Origin of the sequence: Methanosarcina mangrovi (assembly GCF_052057765.1) — an archaeon.
Taxonomy (GTDB): domain Archaea; phylum Halobacteriota; class Methanosarcinia; order Methanosarcinales; family Methanosarcinaceae; genus Methanosarcina.
On record NZ_CP195120.1, the window covers coordinates 3,968,640 to 3,984,565 of the forward strand.

Annotated in this window: 16 protein-coding genes and 2 tRNA genes; 15 read left to right on the plus strand and 3 right to left on the minus strand. The window is 42.3% G+C overall.

The window, feature by feature from the left end; all coding sequences use genetic code 11:
- Positions 1-236: 236 nt before the first annotated feature.
- A complete protein-coding gene (locus ACSAZL_RS17565) occupies positions 237-896 on the minus strand; it encodes a hypothetical protein (RefSeq protein ID WP_440945886.1) in 660 nt (219 codons plus the stop codon).
- Between the two features lie 299 nt (positions 897-1,195).
- Positions 1,196-2,062, minus strand: coding sequence for a formylglycine-generating enzyme family protein (locus ACSAZL_RS17570; protein ID WP_440945887.1), 867 nt, complete (start codon positions 2,060-2,062; stop codon positions 1,196-1,198).
- 587 nt (positions 2,063-2,649) lie between these two features.
- Between ACSAZL_RS17570 and priS the strand changes: the two genes are divergently transcribed.
- The 9 genes from priS (at position 2,650) to ACSAZL_RS17615 (ending at position 9,067) form a co-directional block, all read left to right on the plus strand.
- Positions 2,650-3,894 carry a DNA primase catalytic subunit PriS gene (gene priS, locus ACSAZL_RS17575; RefSeq protein ID WP_440945888.1) on the plus strand — a complete coding sequence of 415 codons (1,245 nt, stop codon included), beginning with the start codon at positions 2,650-2,652 and terminating at the stop codon, positions 3,892-3,894.
- Entirely contained in the window at positions 3,860-4,585 is a 726-nt protein-coding gene (locus tag ACSAZL_RS17580) for a DNA replication complex subunit Gins51 (RefSeq protein WP_440945889.1), read from the plus strand. The genes priS and ACSAZL_RS17580 overlap by 35 nt, the downstream gene beginning before the upstream one ends.
- 398 nt (positions 4,586-4,983) lie before the next feature.
- Positions 4,984-5,262 (plus strand): 50S ribosomal protein L44e, encoded by a 279-nt coding sequence (locus ACSAZL_RS17585; RefSeq protein ID WP_011020693.1) that lies wholly within the window; start codon positions 4,984-4,986, stop codon positions 5,260-5,262.
- A 6-nt stretch (positions 5,263-5,268) separates the two neighbouring features.
- Positions 5,269-5,457, plus strand: coding sequence for a 30S ribosomal protein S27e (locus tag ACSAZL_RS17590; protein WP_011020692.1), 189 nt, complete (start codon positions 5,269-5,271; stop codon positions 5,455-5,457).
- A gap of 72 nt (positions 5,458-5,529) precedes the next feature.
- Positions 5,530-6,336 carry a translation initiation factor IF-2 subunit alpha gene (locus tag ACSAZL_RS17595; protein ID WP_440945890.1) on the plus strand — a complete coding sequence of 269 codons (807 nt, stop codon included), beginning with the start codon at positions 5,530-5,532 and terminating at the stop codon, positions 6,334-6,336.
- A 6-nt stretch (positions 6,337-6,342) separates the two neighbouring features.
- Positions 6,343-6,498: an RNA-protein complex protein Nop10 gene (locus tag ACSAZL_RS17600; RefSeq protein WP_011020690.1), complete on the plus strand. Its 156-nt coding sequence runs from the start codon at positions 6,343-6,345 to the stop codon at positions 6,496-6,498.
- A 9-nt stretch (positions 6,499-6,507) separates the two neighbouring features.
- On the plus strand, positions 6,508-7,278 hold the full coding sequence (locus tag ACSAZL_RS17605; RefSeq protein WP_440945891.1) for a proteasome assembly chaperone family protein: 771 nt from the start codon (positions 6,508-6,510) through the stop codon (positions 7,276-7,278).
- Positions 7,279-7,398: 120 nt separating this feature from the next.
- A complete protein-coding gene (locus tag ACSAZL_RS17610; RefSeq protein ID WP_440945892.1) occupies positions 7,399-8,802 on the plus strand; it encodes a TIGR00375 family protein in 1,404 nt (467 codons plus the stop codon).
- Between the two features lie 181 nt (positions 8,803-8,983).
- Positions 8,984-9,067 (plus strand) — tRNA-Ser (locus ACSAZL_RS17615).
- 151 nt (positions 9,068-9,218) lie between these two features.
- On the opposite strand, the gene ACSAZL_RS17620 is transcribed toward ACSAZL_RS17615, so the two are convergent.
- Entirely contained in the window at positions 9,219-9,416 is a 198-nt protein-coding gene (locus ACSAZL_RS17620) for a hypothetical protein (RefSeq protein WP_440945893.1), read from the minus strand.
- 1,146 nt (positions 9,417-10,562) lie between these two features.
- Here ACSAZL_RS17620 and ACSAZL_RS17625 point away from each other — a divergent pair.
- From ACSAZL_RS17625 to ACSAZL_RS17650, 6 genes are all read left to right on the plus strand, one after another.
- Positions 10,563-11,330 carry a hypothetical protein gene (locus tag ACSAZL_RS17625; protein ID WP_440945894.1) on the plus strand — a complete coding sequence of 256 codons (768 nt, stop codon included), beginning with the start codon at positions 10,563-10,565 and terminating at the stop codon, positions 11,328-11,330.
- Positions 11,331-11,516: 186 nt separating this feature from the next.
- Positions 11,517-12,008 carry a rubrerythrin family protein gene (locus tag ACSAZL_RS17630; RefSeq protein ID WP_440945895.1) on the plus strand — a complete coding sequence of 164 codons (492 nt, stop codon included), beginning with the start codon at positions 11,517-11,519 and terminating at the stop codon, positions 12,006-12,008.
- A gap of 1,087 nt (positions 12,009-13,095) precedes the next feature.
- Positions 13,096-13,245: a hypothetical protein gene (locus ACSAZL_RS17635; RefSeq protein WP_440945896.1), complete on the plus strand. Its 150-nt coding sequence runs from the start codon at positions 13,096-13,098 to the stop codon at positions 13,243-13,245.
- Between the two features lie 86 nt (positions 13,246-13,331).
- Positions 13,332-13,523 (plus strand) — tRNA-Trp (locus ACSAZL_RS17640).
- A gap of 261 nt (positions 13,524-13,784) precedes the next feature.
- Entirely contained in the window at positions 13,785-14,588 is an 804-nt protein-coding gene (locus ACSAZL_RS17645; protein WP_440945897.1) for a hypothetical protein, read from the plus strand.
- A gap of 261 nt (positions 14,589-14,849) precedes the next feature.
- Complete coding sequence (locus ACSAZL_RS17650; RefSeq protein WP_440945898.1) at positions 14,850-15,896, plus strand: PEGA domain-containing protein; 1,047 nt, start codon at positions 14,850-14,852, stop codon at positions 15,894-15,896.
- Positions 15,897-15,926 lie beyond the last annotated feature (30 nt).

Sequence of the window (15,926 nt, forward strand, 5' to 3'; positions counted from 1 at the left end):
TTTTCGCTTCGCTCAAGAGGACTTATGGATGGGGAGTGGATAATAATTAATTTTCGGTAGATACTCCACGCTTTCGTTAACAAATACAACTGGAGTGGCATTACATTTCCAGAATCGTTTATGGTTGTAAGGGTGGAAGTAACGGTTTCAGCTATATTCACGCTGATAGAATTGCCGTGTGAAACACTTCCAAATTGGATCTATGGAAATTTATATAACATCAGAGGTGCTCCAGCTCAATATGAACTATCGCCAGAAACGACTCTTTCAGTATCCGAATACTCAGTTCTCGTTGGAGGTTCCACATTTTCGTTAACAGATACAACTGCAGTAGCATCAGCACTTCCAGCATCGTTTGTGGCTGTGAGGGTGTAAGTAGTGGTTTTAGTGGGACTCACACTGACGGAACCGTTAGGCGAAACACTTCCAACATTAGGATCTATGGAAATTTCCGTAGCATCCGAGACGCTCCAGCTCAATGTTGCACTATCTCCAGAAACAATACTATCAGGATTTGCATCAAAAGATTCGATTGTTGGAAGCTCCGCATTTTCATTAACAAATATAACTGTAGTAGCATCGACACTTCCGGCATCGTTTGATGCTGTAAGGGTATAAGTAGTGGTTTCAACGGGGCGAACCGTTCTGGACCCTCTTAATGAAACACTTCCAATATCAGGATCTATGGAAATTTCCGTAGCATCAGAAACGCTCCAGCTCAGCGTGCTACCCTGACCGGAAGAGATCTCTTCAGGACTTGCACCGAAAGATTCGATTGTTGGAGAAGACACACCACCATTACCATTATTGTCGAAGGCACCAAGCGTATTAAGGGCAAGCAAAATTCCGCCTATGGCAGTAATTATTGCAGCAATTCCCGTAAGAATGCCTGGCAATGTAGTCCAGAAAGACTTATTATTTTCCCCACTCATGATTTAAACCCCAAGGAATCCTTGAATTATTAGTAATATTATGCATTCCATCTTTATACTATTTGCCGCATAAATTTTCGTATCTAAAGTATGGAGAATGAATTCCGTACGAAGAATGAATTTTGAAATTGGCGAAAAAATTGTTGTAAAAATTTGTTTAAAGAATTATGTATCGAATGTAAAATGAAGACGTTGACATAAAAATAGATTAATGTTAAGAATTAGGGAAAAAATCCCTTTAAAAATAATAAACTTTAGGGAGATTACAGCTCCCTCACAAGCCGAAAACCAAGGTTACCGAAACGACTCTCAGGCTCGCGCCTGAAACGGCAAGCTGACCGGCAGGATTCAGCATTGCAGTACCAGCTCCCCCCACGGGATACCCGGAGAGAACCAGCCCCATCTTCCCATGCCTTACCATCAGAAGGGGAGTCGTTGTAGTTTTCGTGCCAGTTATCCTGAACCCATTCCCAGACATTCCCATGCATATCGTAAAGCCCCCAGGAATTCGGCTGCTTCCGGCCAATCGGATGAGTTTTACGACCTGAGTTTTCAGCATACCATGCATAGTCATTAAGTTTTGACTCATCGTCCCCAAAAGAGTATCTGGTTTCTGTACCGGCTCTACAGGCGTATTCCCATTCGGCTTCCGAAGGTAAACGGTATTTATCGGTGTTTTCTGCTGCATTCAGTTTTTTAACAAATTCCTGAGCATCATTCCAGGAAACCACCTCAACAGGTCTATCTTCGCCCTTGAAGTGGGAAGGAGAATTTCTCATTATGTTCTTCCACTGTTTTTGCGTGACCTGAGACTTACCCATATAAAAAGGGTTTTTAATTGTTACTTTATGGACCGGCGATTCGGAATCCGATCTGCCCTGCTCTTCAAAAGGTGAACCCGTATCAAATTCCCCGGCAGGGATCAGGATAAATTCCATGCCCGTAGAAGAGCTGGCAAAGGTTTCAGAAGTTTTGGGATTTCCAGACTTTGCCACAACACACGGATCTTCGACAACATACGGGTCTTCAATAGCATCATCCTCAGCCGCATACGGATCTTCAATTTCTTCCATTTTCAGACGGCATAAAAACGAGTTAATGTGATTTTTAAGGCTAATTTTACTCCCCATAAGACCTTCCCCCAAAAGTCCTTATTTTGTTTACAATTTAGATAGTCCATCGAAGTTATCATGACATTAACAGGAATAACTATAGAGATATTATATATATTAACAGGAAATTCATTTCCAGGCTTCCGAATCAATTTATTTTTGTTGTGTTTAGAGACCTGAAAAAGAGACCTGAAAAATCCTAATAGTTAGCTATTCCTTTTAAGATCCCAATTTTTCTTCCAGACATGATATTTTTCAGACATGATATTTTTCAGACATGATATTTTTCAGACATGATATTTTTCAGACATGATATTTTTCAGATATGATATTTTTCAGATATGATGTTTTTCAGATATGATGTTTTTCAGATATGATGTTTTTTCTTGATCCTGAGCAGGTGGTTTTCAATCAACAGCGAAGCCTCTGACCTGATCCGAATCAACGAAAAAAACTGTTTTAAAAAAATTCATATAAACAAAAGTAAAATATGAGTTAATATTATCTAAGAAACTCCTTAACAGGAAACTCCCGAACTTAGGAAATGCCTGAACCTGAGAAATTCCTGATAAATATACCTTAAAAACTCATCCAACCCCAAAACCATGGACACACGAACAACCCAGTTTTTGAAATCCCGCTTCCAGAACTATTACAAAACCGCAGAGATAGGGCTTCCCGACCACCTGCCTAACCGGGAATGGGCTTTCATCTTCTACGATGACATGCCGGAAAAAATGATGCACAGGCATAAGTCTTTCGGCTCGCCGGGAGAGGCTCTGGACTATCTGTACGGCATGGCTCCTGCGCATGTTTACAATTCTACGGCGTATTACGAATACCCTGATGCAAAGAAGATGAACGAGAAGAACTGGCTCGGGGCTGAGTTGATTTTTGACCTGGACGCAGACCACCTGCCCAATGCCCCGAGAAACTATGCGGATATGCTTGAACTTGTGAAGAAGGAGACCCTCAAGCTTCTTGACTTTCTTTTAGATGATTTCGGGTTTTCCGAGCAGGATATACAGCTTGTATTTTCCGGAGGGAGGGGATACCACTTCCACATTACGGACCCGAAAGTCCTGACGCTCGGGAGCTCCGAAAGAAGGGAAATCGTAAATTACGTAAGCGGCAGAGATCTGGAATTCAAGTACTTTTTCAGGGAGGTTGCAATGGACGGGGATTTCGGGACAGGTTCAAAGACGTTTAAAGGGGTAAAGAACGTGCCCATGAAGTGCACGCTTGTCGGATACGACTCCGGCTGGGGAAAGAGGATTGCGCTTTATCTTACGGATTACATGAAAAAAGAAAGTGAAAAAAAGTACAAAAAAGACATGTTCCCCGAACTCCGCAGGCATGAGAAAGTCGGGGATGCCACAATAAAAAAGCTAATCAATATTGCAAACAGCGAAACCGGCTTAAAGGACATCCTGGAAAAAGGAAGGCTGGACTTCGACGTCAGAAACTTTAAGGAGATTGCGGCATATTTTATGCAGGAATCATCTGAGGATTTCCTGCACAGGTTTGGAGCAAGCGTTGACGAGCCGGTGACTGCCGACATCAAAAGGCTTATCCGCGTACCGGGATCCCTGCACGGCGGGTCCGGGATGCTGGTTAAGAAACTTGCTTTATTCGAGCTGGAAGGGTTTGACCCGCTTGATGATGCGGTTGTTTTTGGCGAAAGGCCGGTAAAAATAACTGCCTCAAAGCCTTTCTCGGTACAGCTGAAAGGCAAGGATTTAAGAATAGAGGAAGGCATACAGGAAGTTCCGGAGTATGCAGCCGTATATCTGATTTGTAGAGGTGTTGCAGAATATGGATATAGAAGAAATCAGCCAGACCCTGTATAAAGAAAAAAACCAGACACTGAAAACAATTCCGGCTGATTTTTACCTGGAAGCTGAAAAATACATCCGGGAGCTTGAAAAAGAGATAGGGAAAATCAATAATCCCCGCTCTCCGGAATCAAAGATGCTCAACGACGAGCATGAAAGAGCGCTTTCGGACCTTGAAACCATCTTTATGAAAAGGATAGGAAAGGTCATTACCAGGGCAACAATCCAGTCTCACGCTGATAAACCTATTTCGAAGGATATCGAAAAACTGCTTCCTGCGGAAAAACTGTTGTATGACCTTGTGCTTCAGGGCATTGAAGCTGCAAAAGTAGAACTATTAGGGCCGATTCTTTACCCTGATTCCGGGAAGACTGCTGTCTGGCCCTGTGTATGGGCTTCAAGACAGGCTCCTGCTGCGGTTAATCCGGAAATAAAGAAAGAGGAGGAAGTAATCGCAACTGCAGGGGGAAAGGAAACAGGAATAGAACCGGGCAAAAACAATACAAACGAGGGATATGTTGTTGTCCGAATACTGAAGGACTTGCCTACCTTCACAGGCGCAGACGGCCGAAACTATACGGTCAATGCCGAAGACGTGGTTGTTTTGCCGCAACTGAATGCAACAGGGCTGATAAAGCGGAATGCAGCAAAATTGATTGCTGCCGGGGAGGAAAGCTCCGGAGAAAAGAGTTCCGCAAAGAACTGACTCCTTGAGAGATGCAGCTTATTTTTGCCAGAAAAAACATGTGTGAGCAGGTTTATCGAATATCCTGTAAACAGCTTACTTATGCCTTATGAAAAAAAGTCTTTCAGACAATAGTATTAGTATTTATATGTGTAGCTATATCTGTGTAGCTTAACCTTGTTAGCGTGCTCTGACCTCGTCCTCGAGATGAGTTCGCCACTCAGGATATCGGGACAAAAGAGGTTCAGTGATTTCAAACTCATCAATTCAAGCTTCCCAAATTAATTAGCTTCCCAGGAAAAAATAAAACGCCATACGTAACGCCATACGTATATTGAATAAGTATATCTATCGGTGCTTTTCCGCAAAAGCCGGAAGATGCACAACAATACCAATAATCATCAAAAAAGGTGTAAAGAATGAAGATTCCAAAGAGGTTCAGAACTTACTGCCCGTTCTGTAAGACCCACAACGAAGTCGTTGTTGAAAGGGTTAAGAAGGGGCAGGCTTCATCAATGACTCACATTGCAAGGCAGAAGAAGAGACAGGAAGGTATAGGAAACAGCGGAAAGTTCTCCAAGGTGCCCGGTGGCGACAAGCCGACAAAGCGCATCTGGCTCAGGTACCGCTGTACCGTATGTAAGAAAGCCCACCAGAGACCCTGTTTCAGGGCAAAGAAGTTCGAGTTCAAGGAGTAAGATAACATGGTAGACTACACCCAGAGACCAAAAAGCAGGTTCCTGCGCGTAAAGTGCAACGACTGCGAAAACGAACAGATCATATTCGGAAGCGCAAGCCGTAAGATTACCTGCGTTGTCTGTGGAAGGACCCTTGCCGAACCAACCGGTGGAAAATCTACAATTACCACTCACATTCTGGAAGTGCTTGAATAACCGGACCGGTAAAAGCACTGCACAGGAGTACAGTAGAGAGTAATAAAAGACAAAAATCGAGAAGTGGTACGAATGGGAAACGATAACTGGCCCGAAGTTGGAGAGTTTGTTGTCTGTACAGTGAAGAATGTAACTGATTTCGGCGCCTACGTCGAGCTTGAGGAGTTCGGAGGCAGGGAAGGATTCATCCATATCTCCGAAATTAAAGCAGGCTGGGTCAAATACGTCAGGGACTACGTCAGGGAAGGGCAGAAAATTGTCTGCAAGGTTCTGAACGTGGACCCTTCCCGCGGCCACATAGACCTGTCATTAAAAGACGTGAACGAGCACCAGCGGCGGGCCAAGATCCAGGAATGGAAGAATGAGCAAAAAGCCGCCAAGTGGCTCCAGTTTGTGGCTGAAGAGACCAAGACCGATGAAAACGGCCTGCAAACTCTGCACGATAAACTTGTAGAAGAGTTCGGAAGCGCATATTCCGCCTTCGAAGAGGCAGCTATCGAAGGGGAGAAAGCCTTCAAAGGACTCAAAGTCAACAAAAAATACTTGAAGAGCATGGCCAAGATCGCAGGAGAAAACATCAAACTGCCCTTCGTGGATATCGCAGGGTATGTGGATCTGACCTGCAATCTTCCAAACGGCATAGAGGTAATAAAACAGTCCCTCCATGCTGCAAATTCCATCAGCGAGGTTGATGGAAAAGATGTCAGGCTCGAAGTAAGTTACACAGGAGCTCCCAGATACAGAATCAAGGTAATAGCTCCTGACTATAAGAAAGCCGAATCAGTCCTTAAAAAATCCGCCCAGACGGCAATAGACACTATTTCCAAACTTGGCGGACATGGGACTTTCAAGCGGCACATCGAATCGGCAAAGGCGTGATGCCCTTTGGGACAAAAGATCCGCAAATGCAAAAATTGCGGTAGGTACACTTTAAGGGAAAAATGTCCGGTCTGCGGGGGAGTAACCTTGCCCGCTATCCCGGCTCGCTTTTCTCCTCAGGATCCTTACGGTAAGTACCGAAGACTGGCAAAGAAAGGATAAGGGATTTTTATGCAGCAAAGTACACTTGTCCGCCTGAAAGAAAACCTTGAGCTCAAAAACCCTATACTGGTAGTAGGACTTCCGGGAGTGGGGCTTGTGGGCAAGCTGGTGGCAGAACATCTTGTAGATGAACTTGAGGCTGAAAAAATTATAGAGGTTTATTCCCCTCATTTTCCACCCCAGGTCCTTGTCAATAAAGATTGCACGGTCCGTCCGGTAAGCAACACCATATATCATGGGAAAGCAAACGATGCTGATGTTCTTTTTCTTGTAGGAGACCACCAGAGTACTACCTCACAAGGGCATTATGAACTCTGCTCTCTTTATCTGGACATTGCAGAGGAATTTAAAGTGCCCAGGATATACACCCTCGGTGGCTACCCTACAGGCAAACTGACCTACGAGGAGACCGTACTCGGGGTTGCCAACAGCACGGAACTGATCGAAGAGATTAAGCAATACGGAGTCGAATTCCGGGAATCGGAGCCCAGCGGAGGAATCGTAGGTGCATCCGGCCTGCTTGTAGCTTTCAGCGGGATGAGAGGCATAGATGCGGCCTGCCTGATGGGAATGACCCCCGGATACCTGATGGACCCTAAAAGTGCTCAGTCTCTTTTGAAGGTGCTGTGCAAGATGTTCGGGATCGAGGTAAACACTGACTCCCTTAAGAAAAAAGCCGAGGAAATGGAAAATATCCTCGAAAAATTAAAAGAAAAAGAAGAGCAGCAGAACTTCCCCGAAGTCAAGCCCACGGAAGAAGACCTTCGCTATATAGGATAAATCCACAGATAATACAGAGATCGGGAAGTTCCGGCAGAGAATACGCGGATCGAGAACCCGGATAAAAAACACGCGGTTAAAGAACCTGAAAGTTAAAAACTTCTGGCAAAAGGTTCGGAAATGAAAGTCAATGCAGACCTCCATCTCCACTCAAAGTACTCGATGGCATGTTCCGCGAAGATGGAACTGGCCACAATCGCGAGTGAAGCTTCAAAAAAAGGGATGGAGCTTATAGGCACCGGGGACTGTACTCACCCTGCATGGCTGGAAGATATTAAAAAAGCAGCCATTTCAGATGAAGAAATCCGGATAGGAAATACATTTTTCATCCCCACTACCGAGATTGAAGATAGCAACCGGGTGCACCACCTTCTTATTTTACCCTCGATTTCAAAAGCCGAAGAGCTGGCAGAAAGAATTGCCCCTTTCGGAAACCTTCAGGCAGACGGGCGCCCTACAGTTAAGCTGGACGGCTGTGAAATTGCAGAGATAGCAAAAGACCTTGAAGCTCTTATCGGCCCCTGCCACGCTTTTACTCCCTGGACTGCTCTCTACGCCTATCACGACAGCCTGGAAAGCTGCTATGGGGACATGAACGATTATATTTCATTTATTGAGCTTGGCCTGAGTGCAGACAGCGATTATGCCGATAGAATTAAAGAACTGCACCGGCTGACCTTCCTTACAAACTCCGATGCCCATTCCCCTTACACCAACAAACTGGCAAGGGAATTTACTCAGTTTAATATCCCTGACATCACCTTTGAGGGGCTCAGGAAAGCCATCCTCAGGGAGGAGGGATACGGACCTACTCTGAATGTAGGGTTTTTCCCTGAAGAAGGGAAGTACAACAGGTCCGCATGCATTAAATGTTTTACCCGGTACTCGCTCCCGGAAGCCGAAGCCAGCCGATGGCGCTGCCCGAAATGCGGAGGGATTATTAAAAAAGGAGTGGCTGACCGGGTCAACGAACTTGCGGATTTTAAAGAACCGGGGCACCCTGACCATCGGCCTCCTTACCTCCACCTGATACCCCTTGCAGAGATCATACAGATGGCACTCGGCCACGCAAGCATCCAGACAAAAGGCGTAAAATCTGCCTGGGAAACCCTTGTGGAACATTTCGGAAACGAAGTTGAAGCCCTTATCTATGCAGAGCCCAATGCCCTGAAAATAGTGGACGACAGGGTAGTAAACGCAATTCTCGCTTTCAGGAAAGGCGATGTTATAATACACCCCGGAGGAGGCGGCCAGTACGGCTGGCTTGAACTGCCCGGACCCCTGAAAGCCGAAAAGCCCGGACCTGCGGAAAAAAGCGCCGAGGAAAAGAAAAAAGCCTCAAAAACAACAAAAAAGGAGACAGGAAAGTCTGGAGCTCAGATCTCTTTTGCCGACCTGGAGAACATAAAATCGGCAGAAACAACAAAAACTGATGAAGAAAATACAGCAGGAGAAGAAACAAAAGAACCGGAAGAAGAAACTCCGGAAAAGCCTGCAGGTCAGAAATCCCTTTTCGATTTTTAAAATGAGGGAGCCCGCTGAGAATAAAATATATAAGATAGAAAGTATATTCACTTAACTCTGCACCGGAAACACCGGGCTCTGCCCGGAAACTTCCTCATTATTTAAAATTCATCCGGTATTTAAGTCAATTTCAAACTATAAGCCAAACTAAAACCAATCTGAGATATTCTTAAAGCAAAATGCCCAGGTAGTCTAGCGGTAGGGCGACGGTCTCGAAAACCGTTTCTTCTTTGGGAGAGCGCAGGTTCGAATCCTGCCCTGGGCGTGACTCTTTCAGTACAACGCCTTACTCCTTTTTAGAATTATTGACTTATAAGGCATCTCTATCAAGGGTCAATTACTCTCATTTCATATTTTATAATCGAGTTTTTATTAATGTAAAACATCGAAGAGGAATTTTTAACAAAGTAATGAATTCAGGAGTTCTGCATCGCAGATACTATAATTACCCCGATTCCAACGCCAATTCCAGTTATTATTCCATTCATTATATCGTGAAACAGGTATCCTAATAATGTACATGTAATAAAGGCCGTAATGAACTGCAATAATAGGTATTTCTTTGAAACTTTCCCCATGTTTAACATTTCCTGACCGGGAACATTTTTTCCCAAAATTTAGCTGCTTTTTAATACCAGCTTAGTTCTTGTCTACTTGCAGCTGATGCTCCAATTAATACTGCTATAAAAATTGAATCGCGGAATGTGGAGGAGGTTAAAGTTTTCGTTTTTGAAAAATATGGAATTGCTATTGCAAGTATTATTATAGACGTGATGATTCCCAACACTACATTCATCTTGTTTCAATATATTAAACATATAAATTAACATTTTCTATAAGGTTCCTTTTCCTAATTTTGATAGCAATATTTTAAGTTGAAGCGTTGCTATTCCTTTAGTTTTCAGGCTATTTCCTGCAGATCAGGCATGCAGCTGTAAGGAAAGGAAACTTCCGGAGAGATCATCAAAGAAGTTGATAAAAAATAAATTCCTCTTTGTCTAAATAATATATAATCCTTTTTAAAATATATTCACCATCTATACACTTGCTATCGAAATAATTAAACCTGAAATAGCTATAGCTAAACCTATAACAATTATCCTTTTAGCATTATTTGTCGGACTTCGTGGACAACCTTTAGTGTTGAATCCCAAACTTGGGCTAAAAATAACCATAAACACTATAGCAAAGCCTAATAAAAACATCCTGAATCCGGTTGAAAATGGGCCAGATTTGTCATAATCGCATATGCTCGATATTAAATCACAAAATAAGTTGAAATTCATACATATTCTTACTCCAAATTCTCTTGCTTTTTCCTCTCAATAGTAGGGTTAATATTTTTTTCTAAAGAATCACCTATCACATGGATACGTAGGTTATGTTTAAACATGTGCATTTTTGAAGATTTGAGAGAGGAATAGAGCAGGAAATACAAAATATAAGAGTAATTACAGGTTTTAAAGTAGAACCTGTGTATACAGGAAGTTTTTTAATTTTACTTCTGAACAGAGCAAGATTAAATAAAAATTTATATTAATGAGCTCAACTATTGAAAGTAAACTTAATGTTGATGTTAAAATAAAATTATTATTCATTGGTGGGTGGAAATTTATTACAACGAGAACACATGGGGAAGTAGTGAAACTGTAAAATCAAATACAGAAGGCGTGCTCTAAAATCTGCCAAGTACAATATCGGCCTTATTAAATACATGAGAAGTCGAATAATCTCATTTTTTATTTAACGGTGACGAAACAATGAAAAAGGCAATCAATTATTTTCTAATAATCTTATTGGTAGTTTTTAGTGGACTATACATTGTTGAGATAAATTTAAGAGACTGGAGAGCTGACGAATTAAGGCCACATTACGAATATACGGTTAAAATAAGTGGTTTTTCAGGAACTGAAGTATTGGGAACAACTAAAATTTTAGTTCCGATTCCTGCAACACAAGAAGGAGTTTTTGCAATCACACCTTCTCGGGAAGAACCATCTTTTTTCAAAAGTCTCCTACAAGAGCATGTATTCCACACGCCAGAGAAGTACATAAGAGGAATATATTTTGAAAATACTGCTGAGTCACTCGACAATAAATCACTCAATGGAAACTGGACGACTTCTATTGTAAATACCAAACATGGTCCAATGCTAGAATTCAGGACAAACGAATCTGTTCTTGCAGATATTTCCTTTTCAAAGATTGTAGTATTGGAACAGATGAACAATGAAGACCCTATCAATGAAAACAGTCCTATTTTATATCCGATTGCAAGTGAAGTATCATTAGTAGGAGAAGATTATCAATACTTTCGATTAATGTCCCGGGTATTCACATATGAAACTTATATTGAAATGAGTGATAATATCAACATTGAAGCTATAAAATTTGATATTAGCCTTGAAGTCTATCCAGATGTTAATGAACGCGATGGAGATAAAGGAACTTATAAAAATAAATTGGATGTGGTTGTTGCCGAATCTGGCGAATTAAAAAAGAATGCCACAATTGAAACATATTTCTAACTTATTTTTACCAATGAATTTGGAGAGATTGGACGACTGTCGAAGCAGTATTAGTAATAACAATCATATTAATATCATTGACAACAGTTGTGGAAGCAAAACTCACCATTCTTACGGGCGTTAAGAATAATATATATGACCAGTAAATAGGGTGAAAAAAAGATTTCAAATTAAGGGGAGATACACATGAGTTCCAAAGATAACCTTAAGGCTGCATTTACTGGCGAATCGATGGCAAACAGGACATACCTTGCCTTTGCAAAAAAGGCAGATGAAGAAGGGTATCATCAGATAGCCAAACTCTTTAGAGCCGCAGCTGCTGCGGAAACGATCCATGCATTCAATCACCTCCAGCGTATGGGCGGGATTGGAACCACAATGGACAATTTGAAAGATGCCATTGACGGTGAAACATACGAATTTACGAAAATGTACCCTGAATTTATAGAGGAAGCAAAGAAAGAGGGGGATAACAGGGCTCTCTGGAGCTTTGAGGTGGCAAATAAAGTAGAAAGAGTTCATGCCAGACTATATGAAAAAGCCCTGGAAGAAATAGGGAATAATAAAGAGGTTGATTATTACGTCTGCGGGGTCTGCGGACATACTATAGAAGGCGAACCTGAAGGGAACTGTCCAATTTGTGGTGCACCTGCATCCAGGTTCGAAAAAATCGACTAAAAACCGCAATTCAGACAACAACGTTTCTGAAGGTCAGTGAAACACATCGGGAGCTAACAGATAAAAAAGCTCTCCATGTACTTTTTCATACTCATACATCCCACCTGACAGAGCATGATACTTCAGGATGCAGATGCCCCAGGGTGCGCAACCCTGTGAGAACAATAGTGCCCGGAAGAGGCTAGCGATGCCTCAAATAGGGGATGTAATATATAAACATTTTTATAACTCCCATATATTTCGGGAGATAAAAAGTCCTTAAATATATAAAAAAAATCGTCAAAGCTGGTAGAAGTAATCAATGAAAAACCTAAAAGAAGACCAGCTTCAACATAAAGAGAGAAATGGGGCGTTCAGAGTTGAAGCTCGCCATCTAAGGAAAATGAACTACTTATTAAAAAATTTTTCTATTACAGTATGAAAAAATTTTTATATTATAATGTTGATAAACATAATTACAGGTTTTATAATAACCTGAAAAACGGAAGTATCAGTTGATTAACCTAGGAGATTGAGAGGAAACCCTTTATACTCTCAATCCCAACCCACCTCAATACTTTTTTTCAAATTTATAGAAATATTAAAAAAGTTAGTTGATATTTTAAATAACAGCTCCGAGCTCCTTCACAAAAATTATATATTACAAAAGTATATATTTTTAATATAGGTATGCATAACCTGGAAAAACGGTTAGAAAAGAGATCTGGATAGGATTCACCCCAAACCCCGCCACCAATCACAAAAATTGAGAGGAAACCCTTACCTCTCAATTCCAACCCTTTTCCATAACTTTTTTAAACAAAAACCCGAGATTTTGAACAAATATTTTTCACATCGAACCGATCCTGAAGAAGCTCTCAGGCTCTCTGGACTTATCTTTATTATTCCCCGTAGATTTCGGCTTAAATTTCGGCTTAAAAAACCTATTAAAGCTACTCTTGTCCCTGCCTCCTCCTCAGAAGGGCATCAAGAAAATAGTAAAGCCGGTTCCCAGGGAGTCATATAAATAGCTTTATTTGTAAAACCCCTGTTATAGAACAAAATTGAAAAGGGAGACCTGAAGCCATTGAAATTGAGCAAGAAATGGATGAAATACTTTGACCGCCGGAGAACGGGTAAATGGACAGGCGAGGTAAGCACATACGATTTCACGGTCCGTCTGCTCGGATATATTTCCTTTGCAATACTTGTGCTCGCAATTCTTGCAGGAATAATATATTTCCTGTGGATGTACTGAGGAAAAAATAGACATCTTTGCTCGAAAACATGAGTCCCTGTCGATAACTATATAAAAGAGAAAGGCTATTTCACTATCCTTGTAAAGGGGCTGTGGCCTAGCCCGGCATGGCGATGGGCTCCAGCGGATAAATGATGAACAACGGGTCTACCGAGTCTTTCCCGACGGGGCAGGACAATGAGGAACCGTTGGAGCACTGATAGATGCTCACCAGAGAACTGTTAAAGCAGTTGTTCGGAGATACCCGTCGATCGTGAGTTCGAATCTCACCAGCCCCACCTTTTTTCTTTTCTTTAATTTTGTATTTCAGAAGACTTTCTCATTTTAAGGAGTCATTTTCTAATTCCGGTAGCGGCCTCTCAATATTTACCCCCTTTTGACAATACCGCTTCCTGACATCTGCAGATCTGACCTGTTGCAGATTAAAATGAACCGACACCCGAAAGAAAAAACACTTTCACCCAGCTTTCTCAAAGGTTAATATCCCCGAAAGCCGATCTTTCTCCAGATTCACTCAAAAACAACTGAGGTTACCCCCATTGAGGCGAGAAAAAGAAGAAATTGCAATCCTTGTCAGAGCTACCCCGGAGAAGAGCAAAAGAAACGGGGACGTGCATGCCGTTGGAGTTACAGGCATCAACAAAGCGGGAGAACTCCTGAGGCTCTACCCTCTCAGGTTCAGGTACGGTGAAGGGCTGGTGGATTTCAGGAAGAACGACCTGCTTGAGGTTACGGTTACGAAACCTGATCACGACCTGAGGTGGGAAAGCAGGAAAGTCCTTGATTACGTAAACCTGGAAAGGCCCGCAAAGGACAGGGAAATAAAAGAGCTTATCCTGCCGCTTGTAACGTCTCTGGAAAGGCTGAACATAGAAGGAGCAAGCCTGGGAGTGGTAAAGCCTGAACTTCTGGATATGGAGGTCAAGGTAAACAGCATTGAGACCTGGGACCGGCAGCAGTACTTTAACATGATGGGGGATTTTCTGGAAAAAGGGGAAAAAGCCAGGATGCCTGTGGAAGTGAGGAACACTTTCAGGTGTGAGGGGGAAGAAGCCTGCAGGGGGCATAAAATTATCCTGCTTGACTGGGAACTTAATGAAACCGTAAGAAATATTGTGAGGGAAGAAAGGGAACCCGGAGCCGTGAAAAAGAAAATCAGAGAGCAGCTATTTGAATTCCAGAAAGAAAAAGAACTTTACTTTATCATGGGGACGCATTTCATATATGGAACCTGGATGATTACGGGGATTTTCTGTCCTGAAAAAGAGAATAGAAATCAGAGCAATATTTTTGATTTTAAGCAGGAAAAGGCAGCTACTGCAGTGGAAAAAATAGTAACCTGAATTGAACGGATTAAAAGGAATCAGAGATTCTGCTAACTCAAATTCTGCTAACTCAAATTCTGCTAACTCAAATTCTGCTAACTCAAATTCTGTTCACTTAAATTCTGCTAACTCAAATTCTGTTCACTCAAATTCTGTTCGCTCAAATTCTGCCCTATCAGATGAAAGAATGATGAGTTATAAATACCAGTTACTTTAAAAGAAGAGCCATCATTCAAAACGAAGGGGTTCCGTATAAAAAGGAAATCTGACCTAAAACCGGTGGGCTTCAGGAAAGCCCTTATATGCACGGTATTTTCCTTCCTGATACTTACTTTAGCTGTCGGTCCTGTATTTGCGGAGGTTTCTGCCGCAGATATCGGACAGGGCAATTCCACAGTCCAGGAGACTGAGAATCCGATGGCAGCAGAGGAAGTGGACTCAGGGAATATCAAAATCATAACAGTTCCAAACGGCTCCGAGATCTATATAAATGAAATGCCTGTTGGAAAAACCCCGGTCCTGATAGAGGACGTCCCTCCCGGTTTTTATGAAGTGGTGCTGAAGCAGGAAGGGTATGAGGATGTCTTCGAGCGAGTTTTTGTTACAGCCGGGGAAACGTATTCAATCTCAAAAAAGCTCCAGATAAACAGGTGGACATACAGCGTTTCCTCAAACCCCTCCGGGGCAAGGGTCTACCTTGACGGGAAATATAAAGGAGTGACCCCCGTCGTATTTAACGCAGAAGGAAGGCAGCATAAACTGACAATAAAAAAGACAGGATACGGTACGGTTTCAAAAGAAATCAATGCCTCCGACGATCCCTCGATTGTAGTAGAAGAAAAACTTCACCTCAGTCTCCTTACTTACCTTGCTGCAACCCTCGTTCTGCTTGCTGCAGGTGTTTTTATCAGAAGAAATCCCGAGAAGCTAAAGTTTAACTTCCCGGAAAAAATCCCTGTGGACCGTACATCAATCGAAAAACTTCGGAAGATGCCTGATAAGAGAGAGGAAAAAGGAAGGGAAAAAGCTGAAACCCCCGTTTATGGCAAAAAAGAGAGCACGGCAGGAACCATAAAAGGAACATCAGCGGAAGCATCGAAGGACACATCACAGGAAGCAACAACGGAAGCTACTAAGGAAACATCAACGGGAACAACAGCGAGAACTACAAAAGAAACTGCAAAAGAAACAGTAGCGGAAGAGAATAAAAAAGCCGTTCCTGAAAATGAAAAAACGCAAGGAGAATCATCAGTTTCTGACGGGCTGGTAGAACTGGAAAAGCTTTCGGAACCGGATTTTGCATATACAGTAAAAAAGAAAGATTGACATCAAAAGCGATTATCCGGACAGGTTGAT

Bases quoted from the DNA above. Each gene is read 5' to 3' on its own strand.
- ACSAZL_RS17610 (WP_440945892.1), top strand. From the start codon at position 7,399: ATGAAAGTCAATGCAGACCTCCATCTCCACTCAAAGTACTCGATGGCA.
- ACSAZL_RS17570 (WP_440945887.1), bottom strand. From the start codon at position 2,062: ATGGGGAGTAAAATTAGCCTTAAAAATCACATTAACTCGTTTTTATGC.
- ACSAZL_RS17590 (WP_011020692.1), top strand. From the start codon at position 5,269: ATGGTAGACTACACCCAGAGACCAAAAAGCAGGTTCCTGCGCGTAAAG.
- ACSAZL_RS17595 (WP_440945890.1), top strand. From the start codon at position 5,530: ATGGGAAACGATAACTGGCCCGAAGTTGGAGAGTTTGTTGTCTGTACA.
- ACSAZL_RS17630 (WP_440945895.1), top strand. From the start codon at position 11,517: ATGAGTTCCAAAGATAACCTTAAGGCTGCATTTACTGGCGAATCGATG.
- ACSAZL_RS17605 (WP_440945891.1), top strand. From the start codon at position 6,508: ATGCAGCAAAGTACACTTGTCCGCCTGAAAGAAAACCTTGAGCTCAAA.
- ACSAZL_RS17585 (WP_011020693.1), top strand. From the start codon at position 4,984: ATGAAGATTCCAAAGAGGTTCAGAACTTACTGCCCGTTCTGTAAGACC.
- ACSAZL_RS17635 (WP_440945896.1), top strand. From the start codon at position 13,096: ATGAAATACTTTGACCGCCGGAGAACGGGTAAATGGACAGGCGAGGTA.
- ACSAZL_RS17580 (WP_440945889.1), top strand. From the start codon at position 3,860: ATGGATATAGAAGAAATCAGCCAGACCCTGTATAAAGAAAAAAACCAG.
- ACSAZL_RS17625 (WP_440945894.1), top strand. From the start codon at position 10,563: ATGAAAAAGGCAATCAATTATTTTCTAATAATCTTATTGGTAGTTTTT.
- priS (WP_440945888.1), top strand. From the start codon at position 2,650: ATGGACACACGAACAACCCAGTTTTTGAAATCCCGCTTCCAGAACTAT.